Origin of the sequence: Mesorhizobium sp. B2-5-13 (assembly GCF_006440535.1) — a bacterium.
Classification (GTDB): domain Bacteria; phylum Pseudomonadota; class Alphaproteobacteria; order Rhizobiales; family Rhizobiaceae; genus Mesorhizobium; species Mesorhizobium salmacidum.
The window spans coordinates 414,793-432,060 of record NZ_VFUI01000002.1; the positions used below are offsets into that span (position 1 = coordinate 414,793).

At 63.6% G+C, this 17,268-nt stretch carries 15 protein-coding genes; 8 read left to right on the forward strand and 7 right to left on the reverse strand.

Annotated features, from left to right (window positions below; translation table 11 throughout):
- Nucleotides 1-4 precede the first annotated feature (4 nt).
- From FJ434_RS05255 to FJ434_RS05270, 4 genes are all read right to left on the reverse strand, one after another.
- A complete protein-coding gene (locus FJ434_RS05255; RefSeq protein WP_140746308.1) occupies nucleotides 5-1,561 on the reverse strand; it encodes an NADH-quinone oxidoreductase subunit NuoF in 1,557 nt (518 codons plus the stop codon).
- A complete protein-coding gene (locus FJ434_RS05260; RefSeq protein ID WP_140746311.1) occupies nucleotides 1,558-2,037 on the reverse strand; it encodes a formate dehydrogenase subunit gamma in 480 nt (159 codons plus the stop codon). The genes FJ434_RS05255 and FJ434_RS05260 overlap by 4 nt, the downstream gene beginning before the upstream one ends.
- A gap of 131 nt (nucleotides 2,038-2,168) precedes the next feature.
- The gene (locus FJ434_RS05265) at nucleotides 2,169-3,068 is read right to left on the reverse strand and encodes a LysR family transcriptional regulator (protein WP_140509206.1); all 900 of its coding nucleotides are present in this window, start codon (nucleotides 3,066-3,068) and stop codon (nucleotides 2,169-2,171) included.
- A 92-nt stretch (nucleotides 3,069-3,160) separates the two neighbouring features.
- Nucleotides 3,161-3,538, reverse strand: a complete 378-nt coding sequence (locus FJ434_RS05270) for a VOC family protein (protein ID WP_027142152.1) — start codon at nucleotides 3,536-3,538, stop codon at nucleotides 3,161-3,163.
- A 226-nt stretch (nucleotides 3,539-3,764) separates the two neighbouring features.
- Here FJ434_RS05270 and FJ434_RS05275 point away from each other — a divergent pair, with 226 nt between their 5' ends.
- From FJ434_RS05275 to FJ434_RS05285, 3 genes are all read left to right on the forward strand, one after another.
- Nucleotides 3,765-4,406 (forward strand): DUF47 domain-containing protein, encoded by a 642-nt coding sequence (locus FJ434_RS05275; RefSeq protein ID WP_140509208.1) that lies wholly within the window; start codon nucleotides 3,765-3,767, stop codon nucleotides 4,404-4,406.
- Nucleotides 4,407-4,409: 3 nt separating this feature from the next.
- Nucleotides 4,410-5,414: an inorganic phosphate transporter gene (locus tag FJ434_RS05280; protein ID WP_027142150.1), complete on the forward strand. Its 1,005-nt coding sequence runs from the start codon at nucleotides 4,410-4,412 to the stop codon at nucleotides 5,412-5,414.
- A 75-nt stretch (nucleotides 5,415-5,489) separates the two neighbouring features.
- Nucleotides 5,490-6,659, forward strand: a complete 1,170-nt coding sequence (locus FJ434_RS05285) for an Mrp/NBP35 family ATP-binding protein (protein ID WP_140746314.1) — start codon at nucleotides 5,490-5,492, stop codon at nucleotides 6,657-6,659.
- 11 nt (nucleotides 6,660-6,670) lie between these two features.
- Here the strand turns inward: FJ434_RS05285 and FJ434_RS05290 are convergent, their stop codons facing one another.
- Complete coding sequence (locus FJ434_RS05290; protein ID WP_140509213.1) at nucleotides 6,671-7,120, reverse strand: carbon monoxide dehydrogenase subunit G; 450 nt, start codon at nucleotides 7,118-7,120, stop codon at nucleotides 6,671-6,673.
- Nucleotides 7,121-7,270: 150 nt separating this feature from the next.
- Between FJ434_RS05290 and FJ434_RS05295 the strand changes: the two genes are divergently transcribed.
- The 4 genes from FJ434_RS05295 to FJ434_RS05310 all read left to right on the forward strand — a co-directional run bounded on the left by FJ434_RS05295 (nucleotide 7,271) and on the right by FJ434_RS05310 (nucleotide 12,102).
- A complete protein-coding gene (locus tag FJ434_RS05295; protein ID WP_140746317.1) occupies nucleotides 7,271-9,076 on the forward strand; it encodes an IlvD/Edd family dehydratase in 1,806 nt (601 codons plus the stop codon).
- Between the two features lie 279 nt (nucleotides 9,077-9,355).
- Nucleotides 9,356-10,174 (forward strand): sulfurtransferase/chromate resistance protein, encoded by an 819-nt coding sequence (locus tag FJ434_RS05300; protein WP_140509216.1) that lies wholly within the window; start codon nucleotides 9,356-9,358, stop codon nucleotides 10,172-10,174.
- Entirely contained in the window at nucleotides 10,171-11,562 is a 1,392-nt protein-coding gene (gene chrA, locus FJ434_RS05305; RefSeq protein WP_140746320.1) for a chromate efflux transporter, read from the forward strand. Before FJ434_RS05300 ends, chrA begins: the two co-directional genes overlap by 4 nt.
- Nucleotides 11,563-11,664: 102 nt before the next feature.
- Nucleotides 11,665-12,102, forward strand: a complete 438-nt coding sequence (locus tag FJ434_RS05310; RefSeq protein WP_348640956.1) for a hypothetical protein — start codon at nucleotides 11,665-11,667, stop codon at nucleotides 12,100-12,102.
- On the opposite strand, the gene FJ434_RS05315 is transcribed toward FJ434_RS05310, so the two are convergent.
- Nucleotides 12,046-13,635 (reverse strand): trimethylamine methyltransferase family protein, encoded by a 1,590-nt coding sequence (locus FJ434_RS05315; protein WP_140509221.1) that lies wholly within the window; start codon nucleotides 13,633-13,635, stop codon nucleotides 12,046-12,048. The two genes, FJ434_RS05310 and FJ434_RS05315, sit on opposite strands and share 57 nt — an antisense overlap.
- A 180-nt stretch (nucleotides 13,636-13,815) precedes the next feature.
- Nucleotides 13,816-15,309, reverse strand: a complete 1,494-nt coding sequence (locus FJ434_RS05320) for a PLP-dependent aminotransferase family protein (RefSeq protein WP_015314107.1) — start codon at nucleotides 15,307-15,309, stop codon at nucleotides 13,816-13,818.
- A 315-nt stretch (nucleotides 15,310-15,624) separates the two neighbouring features.
- On the opposite strand from FJ434_RS05320, the gene pgi reads away from it, so the two are divergent.
- Nucleotides 15,625-17,268 carry a glucose-6-phosphate isomerase gene (gene pgi / locus FJ434_RS05325; RefSeq protein WP_140746323.1) on the forward strand — a complete coding sequence of 548 codons (1,644 nt, stop codon included), beginning with the start codon at nucleotides 15,625-15,627 and terminating at the stop codon, nucleotides 17,266-17,268.

Here is a 17,268-nt window from a genome sequence, read left to right on the forward strand (position 1 = left end):
GCTCCTATTCAGCAGCCACGCGCGCTGGCGCGGGCTTGAAATCCTCGGGGAAATGCGTGATCGAGCTCATCACCGGGTAGGGCGTGAAGCCGCCCAGCGCGCAGAGCGAACCGAATTTCATCGTGTTGCAGAGGTCCGTGACCAGAGCGAGGTTCTTCTCCGGCTCGATGCCGGCGGCGAGCCTGTCGATGGTTTCCATGCCCCGCGTCGAGCCGATGCGGCAAGGCGTGCACTTGCCGCAGCTTTCGATGGCGCAGAATTCCATGGCGAAGCGTGCCTGCTTCAGCATGTCGGCGGTGTCGTCGAAAACCGTGATGCCGGCGTGGCCGATCAGTCCATCGCGCTTGGCGAATTCTTCGTAGTCGAACGGCGTGTCGAACAAGGCGCGCGGGAAATAGGCGCCGAGCGGGCCGCCGACCTGCACCGCCTTCACCGGGCGTCCGGTGGACGTGCCGCCGCCGATCTCATCGACGATCTCGCCCAGCGTCAGGCCGAAAGCGGTTTCGAACAGGCCGCCTTGCTTGACGTTGCCGGCGATCTGGATCGGGATCGTGCCGCGTGAGCGGCCCATGCCGAAATCCTTGTAGAAGGCGGCACCCTTGTCCATGATAACAGGAACGGAAGCCAGCGAGATGACGTTGTTGATCACCGTCGGCTTGCCGAACAACCCTTGTATCGCGGGCAGCGGCGGCTTGGCGCGCACCACCCCGCGCTTGCCTTCCAGGCTGTTGAGCAACGAGGTTTCCTCGCCGCAGACATACGCACCGGCACCGACGCGGATTTCCATGTCGAAGGCGTTGGGCGAACCCAGCACATTGACGCCGAGCACACCGGCCTTGCGGGCGATCTCGACGGCCTTGTTCATGACAGCCACCGCGTGCGGATATTCCGAGCGGATGTAGACAAAACCCTTGGTCGCGCCGGTGGCGATGCCGGCGATTGCCATCCCTTCGATGAGCACGAAGGGGTCGCCTTCCATGATCATGCGGTCGGCGAAGGTGGCGCTGTCGCCCTCATCGGCGTTGCAGACGATGTATTTGCGCTCCGATGTCGTATCGAGAACCGTCTTCCATTTGATGCCGGTCGGAAAGCCCGCGCCGCCACGGCCGCGCAGGCCGGATTCGGTCACCTGCTTGACGATGTCGGCGGGCGCCATGGCCACCGCATTCTGCAGGCCCTTCAATCCGCCGAGCGATTTGTAGGCGTCAAGCGACAGCGGGTCGTTGATGCCGCAGCGCGCGAAGGTCAGCCGTGTCTGCTTGGCGAGGAACGGGATCTTGTCGGGCGCGCCGAGCCAGCGCTTGTGATGCCCGCCCTTGAGGAAGCCGCTGTCGAACAGGCTCTTCACGTCCGACGGCTTCACCGGCCCGTAGGCGACGCGGCCATTGGCTGTCGCCACTTCGACCATCGGTTCGAGGAAATAGGCGCCGCGCGAGCCGTTGCGCACGATCTTGGCCTCGATGCCGCGCTCGGCAAGTTCATTTGCGATCGCTTTGGCGACCTTTTCCGCGCCCAGCGCCAGCGCGCCGGAATCGCCGGGAATGTAGATGCGGGGGGTCATGAGCGCACCTCGGCGACGAGTTCGTCGATCTTGTCATCATCGAGCCGTCCGATCACCTCGCCGTCCAGCATCGCCGACGGCGAACAGGCGCACAGGCCGAGACAATAGACTGGCTCAAGCGTAACCGATCCGTCAGGCGTGGTCTCGTGGAAATCGATGCCGAGCAACTGCTTGACCCTGGCGGCGACCGCGCCCGAACCCATCGACTGGCAGGCTTCCGCCTGGCAGAGCTTGAGCACGTGCCGGCCGGCCGGTCGCGAACGGAAATCGTGATAGAAGGTGACGACGCCGTGCACCTCGGCCCTGGAGAGGTTCAGCCCATCGGCGATGACCGGCACGGCGTCCTGCGGGACGTGGCCGAATTCTTCCTGGATATCGTGGAGGATCGGCAGCAGCGGACCTTCGAGATCCTTCAACTCCTGGACAATCGCCGCCGTGCGGGATGCGATCTCGGTACTTGCTGGCTGCATCGTCACGCAGCGCCCTCCCTGGTCGATGGCTTTGTCGCTAAGTCTTTACAAAATCAGAGGAAACCCCTGAAATCAATAAAGCTGATCCGTTACTCGATAGAAATTTTCTATCAAGCTCTTCCGCCTAATTCTCTAGCCTAGCGGTGGGCGCGGAAATCGTCTGCCAGCGCCATCGCCTCGTCCAGCAGCGCCTGCACCAGCGGCGTGTGCGGCTCACGCGGCGCGGCGACCAGCCCTACCGTGTGGCTGGCATCGGGCTCGACGATCGGAATGGCACGGATCGGTTCGGAAAAACCGAATGTTTCCGCAAGGTTGAGCGGCATGATCGACGACCATTTGCCGGTCCGGATGTGCGAGAACAGCACGATCATCGAGTTCGATTCCAGCGTCGGCCGCACCTGCACGCCGGCTTCCGCCAGGTGCTGGTCGATGATGCGGCGGTTCTGCATGTCCGGCGTCAACAGGCACAGCGGCAAATGACTGATCTCCGCCCATGTCACTTTGTCGCGGTCCGAATAGGGATTGCCGATAGCGGTGATCAACTGGTAGCGCTCGTCATAAAGCGGCACGCTAGTCACCCGCCCGAGCGGCTCGTTGTCAAGATAGGTGATGCCGGCATCGACATCGAAATTGCCGAGCAGCGACAGCACTTCGATTGAGGTTCGCGACAGCACCGAAAAAGTGACACCGGGGTGCTTGTCTCGAAAGGGCGTCGTCAATCGGGCCACCATGGCCAACGCTGTCGGGATAGCGGCAATGCGGATGCGGCCGGAAAGGCCGTGGCGGGCGGCGCGCATCTCCTCGCGCATGGTCCTGGAGTCGCCGACGATGCGGCGCGCCCAGACCAACACCTGCTTGCCCTCCGGCGTCAGCCCCTGAAAGCGCGAGCCGCGATTGACCAGCATGACGCCGAGCTGGCCCTCGAGCTGTTTGATCCCGGCCGACAGGGTCGGCTGCGTAACCCCGCACGCTTCAGCCGCCCGGCCGAAATGCTCCTCCTTGGCCAGTGCGATGAAGAATTCCAGCTTGTCGATCATAGGTGAAGCTAACCGGCGCAGCCGCACCGCGCCAGATGGTTGCTGCTACAGCTAACAATCGTGCCCCCCAACCGTTGCGCAATCGCAAAAAACTACCTGTCGACGAGATTCAGGATGTTGCCGTCCGGATCCTTGAACCAAGCGACCTTCATACCCTGCCCGACATGGACATCGCCTTCCAGCGTCAAACCGGGCATCTCGTAGTGTTCAAAGACGACGCCCTTCGATTTCAGCGCGGCGACGACAGTGCCGATCGCGTCGCCGACCGTCCACGTCACCGCTGTCGCCTTGTTGGTTCCGGCGAACTGGGAGCGATAGACATTGATGGTGGTGTTGCCGCTTTTGTACACGATCAGTTCGCCGCCCTCATCGTGCACCTGTTTCAGGCCGAGCGTTCCCGCATAGAAAGCCTTTGCCTTGGCCAGGTCCCTGACCGCGAGATTGGCCGTTGCGTTGCTGTTTTCAAGCATGATCGTCTCCTTTCCTGATTGTTCCCTCGTCATTGAACCTGTCCGCGTCGAACGTGCCATTGCTGAAGTAGGGTCGCCCAGCCGCTTGACGAGCGTCAATGACATGCGCGTTGCTCCAAGTTGTGACTTCAAACGGCGCCGATCCACATCTTTCAGCCGGCTTACTGTTTCCTGCGGGCGCGTGCGGCGCTATGTGGATGCAACTGGTGCGCAGGGAGGGACGAACATGCTGGGCTGGTTCCGCAAGCTGTTGCCGCGCGAAGATCGCTTCTTCGACCTGTTCGAACAGCATTCCCGTACCGTGGTCGCCGGCGCCGAGGCACTCCAGCTGCTTCTCCAGGGCAAGGATATCGAACGCAGGTGCCGGGAGATCATCGATCTCGAAAACGAGGCGGACGACATAACCGCGCAGGTGCTGCTTGCGGTGCGGCGGTCTTTCATCACGCCTTTCGACCGCGGCGACATCAAGGATCTGATCCAGTCGATGGATGATGCCATCGACACGATGCACAAGACCGTCAAGACGGTGCGGCTGTTCGAAAAGCACGAATTCGATCCGCTGATGCAGGAAATGGGTGGCGTCATCGTCGACGCTGCCAAGCTGGTCGCCGAGGCGATCCCGCTGCTCGCCAAGGTCGGCGCCAACAGCGCACGCCTCAATGAACTCGCCGAGGAGGTCATGCGTGCCGAGGACCGGGCCGACGACCTGCATGAGCAGGGTTTGAAGGACCTGTTCAAGCGCCACAATGGCGGTGACGCGATGGCCTATTTGATCGGCTCGGAGATCTATGGCCAGCTCGAGAAGGTGGTCGACCGTTTCGAGGACGTCGCCAACGAGATCAGCGGCATCGTCATCGAGAACGTCTAGGCGATGGAAGCGACCATCGCCTTTCCCCTGCTCGCCGGCCTCGTTGCCGTGGCGCTGTTCTTCGATTTTCTCAATGGCCTGCACGACGCCGCCAACTCCATCGCCACCATCGTCTCCACGCGGGTGCTGCGGCCTCATTATGCGGTGCTGTGGGCAGCCTTCTTCAATTTCATCGCCTTCCTGTTCTTCGGCCTTCATGTCGCCGAGACCGTCGGCAAGGGCATCGTCGACGTCGGCGTCGTCACGCCGGCGGTGATCTTCTCGGCGCTGGTCGGCGCCATTGTCTGGAACATCGTAACCTGGATCGCCGGTATTCCGTCGAGCAGCTCGCACGCGCTGATCGGCGGGCTGGTCGGGGCGGGGGTCGCGAAGGCGGGCTTCGGCGCCATCGTCTGGTCGGGCCTCGGCAAGACCGTCGCCGCGATCGTGCTGTCGCCAGCAACCGGTTTCGTCCTGGCGCTTCTCCTGGTCCTGGTGGTTTCATGGCTGTTCGTGCGCCAGACGCCATTCGCCGTCGACAGCACATTTCGCGTCCTGCAGTTCTTTTCGGCCTCGCTCTATTCGCTCGGCCATGGCGGCAACGACGCCCAGAAAACCATGGGCATCATCGCCGTGCTGCTCTATTCGCAAGGCATGCTCGGCACCTCGTTCTATGTGCCATTGTGGGTTGTCCTCACCTGCCAGTCGGCGCTGGCCCTGGGCACGCTTTTGGGCGGCTGGCGCATCGTCCATACAATGGGCTCGAAGATCACGCGCCTCAATCCGATGCAGGGCTTCTGCGCCGAGACCGGCGGCGCGATCACCCTGTTCGCCGCCACCTGGCTCGGCATCCCGGTTTCGACCACGCACACCATCACCGGTGCCATCATCGGAGTCGGCGCTGCCCGCCGGGTTTCCGCAGTCCGCTGGGGCATTGCCGGCAACATCGTCGTCGCCTGGGTCGTGACCTTGCCCGCGACGGCGGCGATTTCCGCTCTCACCTACCTGGCGCTCAGCCTGGCCCGGTGATGTCGCGGCGTGGCGCTTGGACCAGCCGCCGATCTGCACTATGTGAGCAGCACCTTAAGCCGAGGAAGAATTGTTATGGCCGTCACCAAGGAAATCGTTACCGAGCGCCTGAAGACCGTCAACGGGCCGGACTTCACCGGCAACATCGTCGATCTCGGCATGGTTTCGGAGATTTTCATCGCCGATTCGAAAGTCTTCTTCTCAATCACCGTTCCCGCCGCGCGGGCCCAGGAGATGGAGCCGTTGCGCGCCGCCGCCGAGCGGGTGGTGAAGGCCATTCCCGGCGTCGCCGGTGCGGTCGTCGCGCTGACGGCTGAAAAGAAAGGCGGCGGCATGGAGGCGCCGGTTCCATCGCGTCCCGCACCCAGGCCGGCTCCGCCCGCCGCCGCACCGCGGGCGGCTCCGCATGCTCCTGCTTCTCAGAGCCATAGCAAGCGCGGCGTTCCCGGCATCGAGGCGATCATCGCGGTTGCTTCGGGCAAGGGCGGCGTCGGCAAGTCGACCACGGCCGTCAACCTGGCGCTCGGCCTTGCCGCCAACGGCTTGCGGGTCGGCGTGCTCGATGCCGACATCTATGGCCCGTCGATGCCCAGGCTGCTCAACATCCATGGCCGGCCGCAGACGGTCGACGGCAAGATCCTGAAACCCATGGAGAATTACGGCCTCAAGGTGATGTCGATGGGTTTCCTCGTCGACGAGGAGACGCCGATGATCTGGCGCGGGCCGATGGTGATGTCGGCGCTCACCCAGATGCTGCGCGAGGTCGAATGGGGGCGGCTCGACCTGCTCGTCGTCGACATGCCGCCCGGCACCGGCGATGCCCAGCTCACCATGGCCCAGCAGGTGCCGCTGGCCGGCGCGGTCATCGTCTCGACGCCGCAGGACCTGGCGCTGATCGACGCCCGCAAAGGTCTCAATATGTTCAAAAAAGTCGATGTGCCGCTGCTCGGCATTGTCGAGAACATGAGCTACTTCCTCGCCCCTGACACCGGCAAGCGCTACGATATTTTCGGCCATGGCGGCGCGCGCCGCGAGGCCGAGAGGCTGGGCGTCACCTTCCTCGGCGAGGTGCCGCTGGAAATGGGCATTCGCGAAAGCTCGGACGCCGGCACGCCGGTGGTCGTCTCGAAACCGGATGGCGCCGAAGCGAAAATCTATCGCGATATCGCTTCCAAGGTTTGGGACAGGGTCAATGAGGAACGCGGCGCGGCCGAAGCGGCGGTGCCAAACATCGTGTTTGAGTGACCCCTCGAGGATCAGCCGCCCACTTTTTCGCCGAATGCCGAAAAGAACTGTCCGGCCAGTTTTTTCGAGGTCGATTCGATCAGCCGGCTGCCGAGCTGCGCGATCTTGCCGCCGACTTCTGCCTTGGCCGCATATTTGAGGACCGTCGCGTCCGGCCCGTCGGCGGTGAGGGTGACGTCGGCACCGCCCTTGGCGAAGCCGGCAATGCCACCCTTGCCTTCGCCCTGGATGGTGTAGGCATGCGGCGGCTTGAGATTCCTGAGCGTCACTTCGCCGTTGAAGGTCGCCTTGATCGGACCGATCTTCAGCACCACCGTTGCCGCCATCTCGGTCGCCGATTTCATTTCCAGGCTCTGACAGCCCGGAATGGCGTCCTTCAGGACGATTGGGTCATTCAGCGCTTCCCACACTTTCTGCACGGGTGCGGCGATACGTTCCTCGCCCTCGATCACCAAAGCCATTTAAACCTCCCGCATCGCCGATGTCGGATTGGTCGTAGCGTGCGGCTCGATAGCTGTCTATCGCACCAAAGTCCGGATTCAGATCACGCGTGCCCTTGCCTGCATCCGCGCGTTGTCATATCGATTTGTCATACAAATACGGAGACCATGATGGCCGGCGCCCCCACGAAAAAGAAAAAGTTCCGCTCGCAGGAGTGGTTCGACAATCCCGACAATCCGGGTATGACGGCGCTCTATCTAGAGCGTTACCTGAATTACGGGCTGACGCGCGCCGAGCTGACGTCGGGCAAACCGCTGATCGGCATCGCCCAGACCGGCTCTGATCTCTCGCCTTGCAACCGGCACCACATCGAGCTCGCCAAGCGCGTGCGCGAAGGCATCGTCTCGATGGGCGGCATTCCTTTCGAATTCCCCTGTCACCCGATCCAGGAGACCGGCAAGCGGCCGACCGCGGCCCTTGACCGCAACCTTGCCTATCTCAGCCTTGTCGAAGTGCTCTACGGCTATCCACTCGACGGTGTCGTGCTGACCATCGGCTGCGACAAGACCACGCCTGCCTTGCTGATGGCGGCGGCGACCGTCAACATCCCGGCCATCGCGCTGTCGGTCGGCCCGATGCTCAATGGCTGGCATAAGGGCAAGCGCACGGGCTCGGGCACCATCGTCTGGGAATCGCGCCAGCGCCTGTCGGCCGGCGAGATCGACTATGACGAGTTCATGGACATTGTCGCCTCCTCGGCGCCGTCCACGGGCTACTGCAACACGATGGGCACCGCCACCACGATGAATTCGCTGGCCGAGGCGCTCGGTATGCAGCTGCCCGGTTCGGCCGCCATCCCGGCGCCGTACCGCGAGCGTGGCCAGATCGCCTATGAGACGGGAAAGCGCATCGTCGACATGGTGCACGAGGACCTGAAACCGTCCGACATCATGACCCGCGCGGCCTTCGAAAACGCAATCGTCGTCAATTCGGCGATCGGCGGCTCCACCAACGCGCCGATCCATCTCAACGCGATCGCCCGCCATCTCGGCGTACCGCTCGACAATGACGACTGGCAGAAGGTCGGCCTCAACGTGCCGCTCATCGTCAACCTGCAGCCGTCGGGCGAATATCTCGGCGAAGATTATCACCACGCCGGTGGCGTGCCGGCGGTCGTGGCCGAACTGATGAAGGCCGGAATGCTGCCGCATCCCGATGCCCTGACCGTCAACGGCAAGTCGATCGGCGCCAACTGTGAGGGCGTCGCCAACGAGAACACCGACGTCATCCGCACCGTGGCCGAGCCGCTGAAGGCCAATGCCGGCTTTATCAACTTCAAGGGCAATCTGTTCGATTCGGCGATCATGAAGATGAGCGGCATCTCGCCGGAATTCCGCGAGCGCTATCTGTCGAACCCGAATGATCCGGAAGCCTTCGAAGGCAACGCCATGGTCTTCGATGGCCCGGAGGATTACCACGCCCGCATCGACGACCCGGCGCAAGGCATCGACGAGCACACCATCCTGTTCATGCGCGGCGCCGGTCCCGTCGGCTATCCCGGCGGCGCCGAGGTCGTCAACATGCAGCCGCCGGCTTACCTTATCAAGAAGGGTATCCACGCGCTCGCCTGCATCGGCGACGGCCGCCAGTCCGGCACGTCGGGCTCGCCGTCGATCCTGAATGCCTCGCCGGAAGCCGCGGTCGGTGGCGGTTTGGCGTTGCTCAAGACCGGCGACCGCGTCCGAATCGACCTGCGGAAAGGCACCGCGAACATCCTCGTCAGCGACGACGAGATCACGCGGCGGCGCGCCGAGCTGCAGAAAGATGGCGGCTATCATTATCCCCAGCACCAGACGCCATGGCAGGAGATCCAGCGCGGTATGGTCGACCAGTTCTCGGCCGGCATGGTGCTGAAGCCGGCGGTGAAATACCAGGATGTCGCGCACACCATGGGTGTGCCTCGCGACAATCACTGATTATTCCCGGAATAATCATCGATTATTCCCCGCAATAATCATCGATTATTCCTCGGAATAGTCATCGATTATTCCTGGCTGGTCACAGATGATGAATGGGCGAACACCGGCGGCTTGATCGATCAGGCCGCCGGTCCCCCGCCATAGGCCGGGAACGCTCGGTCCTTGACAAGCCTGCCCAACAATTCCACGATCACGCCAAGGGGTGCATCGCGACGACCCCGTGAGGCGTCAGCCCAATGTTCGCGTCCAGGCTTCTCTGTTCAGGAGGTGGACGCCATGCCGTCAACAACCGCTATCACCGTACAGCAACTATCCCGTCTGATTGGTCTGCCCGGCGCACCTGTGGTCGTCGATGTCCGCATCGATGACGATTACGACGCCGATCCGCGCCTGCTGCCGGCCTCGCACCGGCGCAACTTCAAAACCGTCTCGGCCTGGGCAGCCGACCTTGCCGGCAGCCAAGTGGCCGTCGTCTGCCAGAAGGGGCAAAAGCTCTCGCAGGGCGTGGCCGCCTGGCTGCGGCACCAAGGCGTTGCCGCCGAATCCCTCGAAGGCGGTTTCGAGGCCTGGCGCGATGCCGGCGGCCTTCTGGTCCGCTCCGACAAGATACCGTCCCGCGATGAAAAAGGCCGCACCGTCTGGGTGACGAGGGCTCGCCCCAAGATCGACCGCATCGCCTGCCCCTGGCTGATCCGGCGTTTCATCGATCCGCATGCGGTCTTTCTCTTTGTCGAGGCGGCCGAAGTGCCTGCTGTCGCCGACCGCTTTCAGGCCGTGCCCTTCGACATCGACAATGTATTCTGGAGCCATCGTGGCGAACGCTGCACGTTCGACGCGATGATCGAGGAGTTCGGGCTGGAATCCCAGGCGCTCGATCGCCTTGCCACGATCGTGCGCGCGGCCGACACCGCCCGCCTTGACCTGGCTCCCCAGGCCGCCGGATTTCTCGCCGCCTCGCTTGGTCTGTCACGCATGTTCCGCGACGATCTGGAGCAGCTGGACGCCGGCATGATGCTCTATGACGCGTTCTTCCGCTGGTGCCGCGACGCCACCGACGAGACGCACAACTGGCCGGGTGGGGTGAAGCCGTCATGAGCAGCCTCATATCGGGGAAAGAGCCCGACATCGTCGTGGCGCCGGCGGTCCCGAGCTTCCGCGAAGCCACGAAACTCTGGGCAAAGATCGGATTGCTGAGCTTCGGCGGGCCAGCGGGGCAGATCGCGCTCATGCACAAGGAGCTGGTCGAGGAGAGGCGGTGGATCGGCGAACAACGTTTCCTGCATGCCTTGAACTACTGCATGCTGCTGCCCGGTCCCGAGGCCCAGCAGCTGGCCATCTATATAGGCTGGCTGCTGCACAGGACGATCGGCGGCCTTGTCGCCGGTGTCCTGTTCGTGGTGCCCGGCGCACTCGTCATGCTCGCCTTGAGCATCTTCTATGCGCTCTATGGCGATGTGCCGCTCGTCGCGGCGCTGTTCTTCGGTGTCAAGGCGGCAGTGCTCGCCGTTGTCGTGGAGGCGGTGATCCGCATCGGCCGCCGCGCCTTGAAGAACCGGGTGATGGTGGCGATCGCGGTTTGCGCATTTCTTGGCATCTATGTGCTCAGCATCCCGTTCCCGCTCATCGTGCTGATTGCAGGTCTGGTGGGATGGCTGGGAAACCGCGTCGCGCCGGCCCTGTTTTCCGGTGCGGCGAACGGCAAGAACGACACTCCCGATATCAGGGGCGCGGTCGACCTGATGTTCGAACGCGGCGAACTGGCTCACACCCGGCCGACACGATGGCATGCGCCGCGCACCGTCGCGATCTGGCTGCCGATCTGGCTCGGGCCGGTTCTGTTGCTCTGGGCGCTCACCGGTACAAGCAGCGTGTGGACGCAGATCGGCGGGTTCTTCAGCCTCATGGCGGTCGTCACCTTCGGCGGCGCCTACGCGGTTCTTGCCTATGTCGCACAGGCCGCCGTCGAATCGTTCGGCTGGCTGGCGCCCGGCGAGATGGTCGATGGCCTCGGGCTTGCCGAAACCACGCCGGGGCCGCTCATTCTGGTTTTGCAGTTTGTCGGCTTCATCGCCGCGTTTCGCCACGCCGGCTCGCTGAACCCGTTGCTCGGCGGATCGCTTGGAGCGCTGCTGACCTTGTGGGTTACGTTCGCGCCCTGCTTCTTCTGGATATTCCTCGGCGCGCCCTATATCGAGGCTCTGCGCGGCAACAAGGTGTTGTCGGCCGCACTGGGCGCGATCACCGCCGCTGTTGTCGGCGTCATCATGAACCTTGCTCTGTGGTTTGCCTTGCACGTCGTCTTCCGCGAGGTGCAGATGACGGGCCTTGGCATGAATGTGCCGGTGCTTTCGTCGATCGACTGGCGAGCCGCGCTGCTTTCCCTGGCCGCCATGGTCGCCATCCTGAAGTTGAAAACCGGTGTGCTGCCGACGCTTGCGGGGTGTGCTCTTGCCGGCGTGTTGCTGTTGGCGGCGGGCAACTAGATATTCCGCTTCCTTTGTATTCCGCTTCCGAACCACCTAACTGGTGGAAAACGGATTGGACCATCAATGGCGGGACGACGCTCCTCCCTCGGCTTTCTCGGCATGTTCGGCCGCTCGGGTGATTTGCGGCAGCTCGATGCCGCCTTGCGTGGTGCCGACCTGCATCCCGCCCTCGTCTCCGAAGGGGTGAAACTCACCATTGTCAATCTGATGAAGGACCACTGGCCCGAGGAGCCGCCACCACAGGCCTATCCGCAGGTGGCGAACCTGTTCAGCTATTGCATCGCCGGACCGGAAACCTTCGAGCGTGCGCAAGGTCCGCAACAGCGGCTCGACGCGGAGCGCCGGATCGAGGCGGCTCTCGAAACTGGCGACAGCTTCGATGCGCGGATCGTGCTGATGGCACTGCACGCCAAGCTGATCAACGCCGAAGTCGTCGAACGCTACGGGGGCTGCCGACTAGATTGTTTGACGGGAGCGGGCTTAACCGCCCATGCCGCCGCGCGGCAGCTTGATCATGTCGCCGAAGCGGGCACGTAATTTGTCGTCGAGCAGCTTCGGCACATGGCGCGGAAAGCGTTCGGCAAGGACGCGCTTCTTCTCGATGATCGCGCGCTGCAGGATGTCGGGCCGACCCTTCTCGTTCCACTCCTTCGGCGAAAAGCGATCGCCGACGGCAGGATAGAAATACTCGGTCTGCATCAGTCGCAGCGTCTGTTCGTTGCCGAGATAGTGCCCCGGGCCTTTCAGGCAGACATCGGCGATGGTGTCGATCGACAGCGCTTCGTCGGTCACCTCGATGCCGCGCACGCAGCGCAGGCAATGGCCGAGCATGTCGTTGTCGATGATCAGGCTTTCAAGGCAGAAGCCGAGCAGCGAGGCATGCATGCCGGCCGATTCGTAGACCAGGTTAAGCCCGGCAAGGCCCGCCATCACGTCGGTGATGCCCTTTTCATAGCCGGATTGGATGTCGGGCAGTTTCGAATCCGTCATGCCGGCGGCTGAACCGCCCGGCAAATCGTAGAATTGCGCCATCTGAGCGCAGGCCGCGGTCAGCACGGCCTGCTCGGCGGAGCCGCCCGACATGGCGCCTGTGCGCAGGTCCGATACGAAGGGCCATGTGCCGAAGATCGCCGGATGTCCTGGTTTGATGGCATTGACATAGACCAGGCCGGCCAGCACTTCGGCGACCGCTTGTACCACGGCGCCGGCAATCGCCGCCGGTGCCGTGGCTCCGGCCTGTCCCGCCGACAGCAGAAGGATCGGAATGCCGCCCTCGACGCAGGCCTCGAGCACGCCGCAGGCATCCTCGGCGAATTTCATCGGCGGCACGACGAAGCAGTTCGAGTTCGACACGAACGGCCGGGCGCGGAAATTCTCCTCGCCGCCGGCAATGGCATAGAGCATTTCGAGCGCCGGCTGCACGTTCTCGCGCACCGTAAACGAGGTGCCGACATGCTTGGACGTGCCCATCACGCAGGCGTAGAGCGTGTTGAAGTCCATTTCGAGCGGATCGGGAATGTCGCGCGGCACCATCGGCCGCTGGAAGAAATGGATGTTGTCGAGCCCTTCGACGATGCGGGCGGCGTCATAGATGTCCTGCAGCAGCGACTCGCGATATTCGCGCTTCTCGACATCGACCAGATGAACCGCGGCGCCGGCCGTTCCGTAATGCACGCGCTTGCCCTGGATCACCATGTCGTGTTTGGGATCCTGGCCGTGCAAGGTGAAATTCCGTGCCGCCTTCTTGACCGTCTCGAGCACCAGCGCGCGCGGGAACCGGATGCGGCCATCGTCGCCATAGGTGGCGCCGGCCTGGGTCAGCGCCTCGATGCAGGAGGGAATGGCGTTGGCGAAGCCGACTGTCTCCAGAAGCGTCAGCACCGCTTCGTGGATGCGCTCGCGATCATTGCCCTTGAGTGGTCCGTAGCTGCCACCCTCAAGCCCGGCGCGCACCGGCTTGATGTCGTCGGCCAACGGCGCTGCCCGCATCGCGCGGCGCGCTTCGCGTCCGCCGGAGCGGCGCGAGCGTTGATCCGCTGCCGCTTCCTGCTTTTCAAGAACCACAGACATCGAAGCACTCCACCTTTCACGAGAAACAGCGCGGCGGTTGGTCCACCATCGGCTGCTTCTTCCCCTTTGTGCCACGACTATGCCGCCGGCATTGGCACAGCCTATGAGCCAGCCGGTCCGGTTGCATATGCCAGAGCTAAAGGAGCCGAAGCCGCTATTGTGCGGCTCCGGTCAGTGGAATCAGGCGGCTGCGGGCCTGCGGCCAGCAGCGGTGGCCAGTTCCCGGATTCCGGGCTCGATGTGCTGCAGCGCGATCGAGGAAATGCCCAACCGCATGAAACGCGAAGGCTTTTCGGTGCGGTCGAAGAACCGGTCGCCCGGCTCGATAATGACGCTGCGCGAGGCCGCGGCCTCGGCCAAACCGCGCGAATCGGTGCCGCGTGGCCCCTCCAGCCAAAGCGACGTGCCGCCGGCCGAATCCGTCGAGCGCCACTCCGGCAAGAAGGCGGAAATCGCATGGACCAGACGCTTGCGCCGCTCGTCGAAGGCGCTCGACAGCCGCCGCACCAGTGCTTCGTGATGGCCGAGCGACAGGAACAGCGCCACGGCGCGCTGGTTGTTCGCCGGCGGATGGCGCAGCATGAAGCGCCGCAGTGCCCTGAGTTCGGCGATCAGTCCAGCCGAGGCCACGATGTAGCCAAGCCGCAGACCGGGGGCCAGCGTCTTCGACATCGAGCCGACATAAACGACACGGCCGGAGCGGTCGAGGCTCTTCAGCGCCTGCTGAGGCGCCTCGTCGAGAAGTTGGCTGTCATAGCCGTCCTCGATGATGATCTGGTTGTGCCGGTTGGCGCGCGCCAGAAGATCCTGCCTCCGCTCCGCCGACAACGGCACCATGGTCGGGCAATGATGGCTCGGCGTGACGAAGACGAAGCCGGAATCATTGGGAATAGAAGAGGTTACGATGCCGGATTGGTCGACCGGCACCGGCTCGATGTCGGCGCCGGCGAGCCGGAAGATCGAGCGCGCGTCGGGGTAGCCCGGATCTTCCATCGCCACTTTCGAGCCCTTGGTCATCAAGAGCGAAGCGAGCATGTAGAGCGCATTCTGGGCGCCCAGCGTGACGATGATCTCGTCGGGATTGGCGAAGATGCCGCGCCTCGGCAGCAGCCGGGCCTGGATCTGCTCGATCAGCAGCGGATCGTCGCGGTCAACCATGTCGGACGCCCAGTTGCGGATCTCCAGCACGGCCAGCGCCATGCGGTTGCACTCGCGCCACTCGGCGGTCGGGAACAGCGCCGGGTCGAACTGGCCGTAGACGAAGGGGTAGGACGACTTGATCCAGTTCTCGTGCTTGGCCGGCGGCGGCATGTCGCTGGCGGCGATCTGCCGGCGTGCCTTCCAGTCGATCTCATTGGCTTGGTCGGGCGCCTTCTGGTGCGGCTTGGCCGGTGTCGCCAGCACGTCCGGATTGACGAAATGGCCGCGCCGCTCGCGCGCCACCAGGAAACCCTGGTCGACGAGCTGCTGGAAGGCCAGCACCACCGTTCCGCGCGCCACGCCGAGTTTTTCGGCCAGGATCCGGCAGGAGGGAAGCGGCATCGAAGCGGCGATCTGGCGGTCGAGAATGGCGGCCACGATGGCTTGGCGGATCTGCGCCTGCAGGGTCTGGCCGGATTCAGCCGAAATCCGGAACAGGCCGGACCATATCGCCGTGTCGTTTCTCTGTGGCATGGAAGATGTTCCTCGATGGCCAGCTTTTTTCGCTTGGCTGGACCAGCCGAACGTAGCCGTGGCACAAGGGGTTGCGCCAATCAATTTTTCTGATCTTTGGGATTTATGCCAGTGATCCTTCAGGCCCGAAACACAGGACGCTGGCGCCTCGCTGCTCGATACCTGCTGATACATTGTGTCATCGCATCGTGATGCGCTGCGTCATCGCCGCGTATTGACCGCATGGAATTCGGCTCAATAGTTTCGGCGCGACGACACGCGCCGGAAACATCCGGTCTGATATGGTGCGTCCAAAACGCCAGGAGTCCCCCGCCAGTGGATCAGTCAGCCTTCCAGAAACAGCTTGCCGCCCTGCGCGATCATCGCGCCGCCGCACCTGGCGACATGCGCCAGGTCTTCGCCGCCGATCCGCAGCGCTTCAAGACATTCTCCACCACCGATGGCGATCTCCTGCTCGACTGGTCGAAATGCGCCGTCGACGCGGCGACCATGGATCTCCTGGAAAAGCTCGCCGCCGCCGCCGATCTCGAAGGCCGCCGCGCCGCCATGTTCGCCGGCAAGAAGATCAACGTCACCGAAGACCGCGCCGTTCTGCACACGGCACTGCGAAACCTCAGCGGCAAGGGTGTCACGGTCGACGGCCAGGACGTCAAGGCCGATGTCATTTCCGTGCTCGAGGCCATGGGCGCCTTCGCCGATGCCATCCGCTCCGGCAAGGCGACAGGCGCCACCGGCAAGAAGATCACCGACATCGTCAATATCGGCATCGGCGGCTCGGACCTTGGTCCGGCCATGGCGACGCTGGCGCTCGCCCCCTATCATGACGGCCCGCGCGCGCACTACGTCTCCAACATCGACGGCGCCCATATCCACGACACGCTGAAGGGATTGTCCGCCGAAACCACGCTGTTCATCATCGCCTCCAAGACCTTCACCACGGTCGAGACGATGACCAATGCGAAGACCGCGCGGCAATGGATGGAGAAGGCTTTGGGCAAGGAGGCCGTGGGCAAGCATTTCGCTGCCGTCTCGACCGCGCTCGACCTGGTGGCCAGGTTCGGCATCGAGCAGGATCGCGTCTTCGGCTTCTGGGACTGGGTCGGCGGCCGCTATTCGCTGTGGGGCGCGATCGGCCTGCCTGTCATGATCGCCATAGGCCGGCGTAATTTCCGCGCCTTCCTCGACGGCGCACACGAGATGGACGAGCATTTCCGCACCGCGCCGCTCCGGAAGAACCTGCCGGCGCTCCTGGGGCTTGTCGGCTGGTGGCACCGCGTGATCTGCGGCTACCCGGCCCGCGCGGTCGTCCCCTACGACCAGCGTTTGTCCAGGCTGCCGGCCTATCTGCAGCAGCTCGACATGGAATCGAACGGCAAGAGCGTCACCCTTGAGGGCACTGCGGTGACGACGCCGACCGGGCCGCTGGTCTGGGGCGAGCCGGGCACCAACGGGCAGCACGCCTTCTTTCAGCTGCTCCACCAGGGCACCGATTTGATCCCAGTCGAGTTCCTCGCCGCCGCCGTCGGCCACGAGCCTGATCTCAAGCACCAGCATGACCTGCTGCTCGCCAACTGCCTGGCGCAGTCGGAAGCCTTGATGAAGGGCCGCACGCTGGAGGAGGCGCGCGCGCAGATGCTGGCCAAGGGCATGAAGCCGGCCGACGTCGACCGTATCGCGCCGCATCGTGTCTTCTCGGGCAATCGGCCCTCGGTGACCATCCTCTACCGTAAGCTCGACCCGCGCACCTTCGGCCGGCTGATCGCGCTTTACGAACACCGCGTCTTCGTCGAGGGAACGCTGTTCAACATCAACTCCTTCGACCAGTGGGGCGTCGAGCTCGGCAAGGAACTTGCCACCGGCCTCCTGCCTGTCGTGGAAGGCAAGGAAAGTGCCGCCAAGCGCGACGCGTCGACCGCTGGCCTTGTGGGATACATCCACCAATTGCGTGGTTCGGAGTGA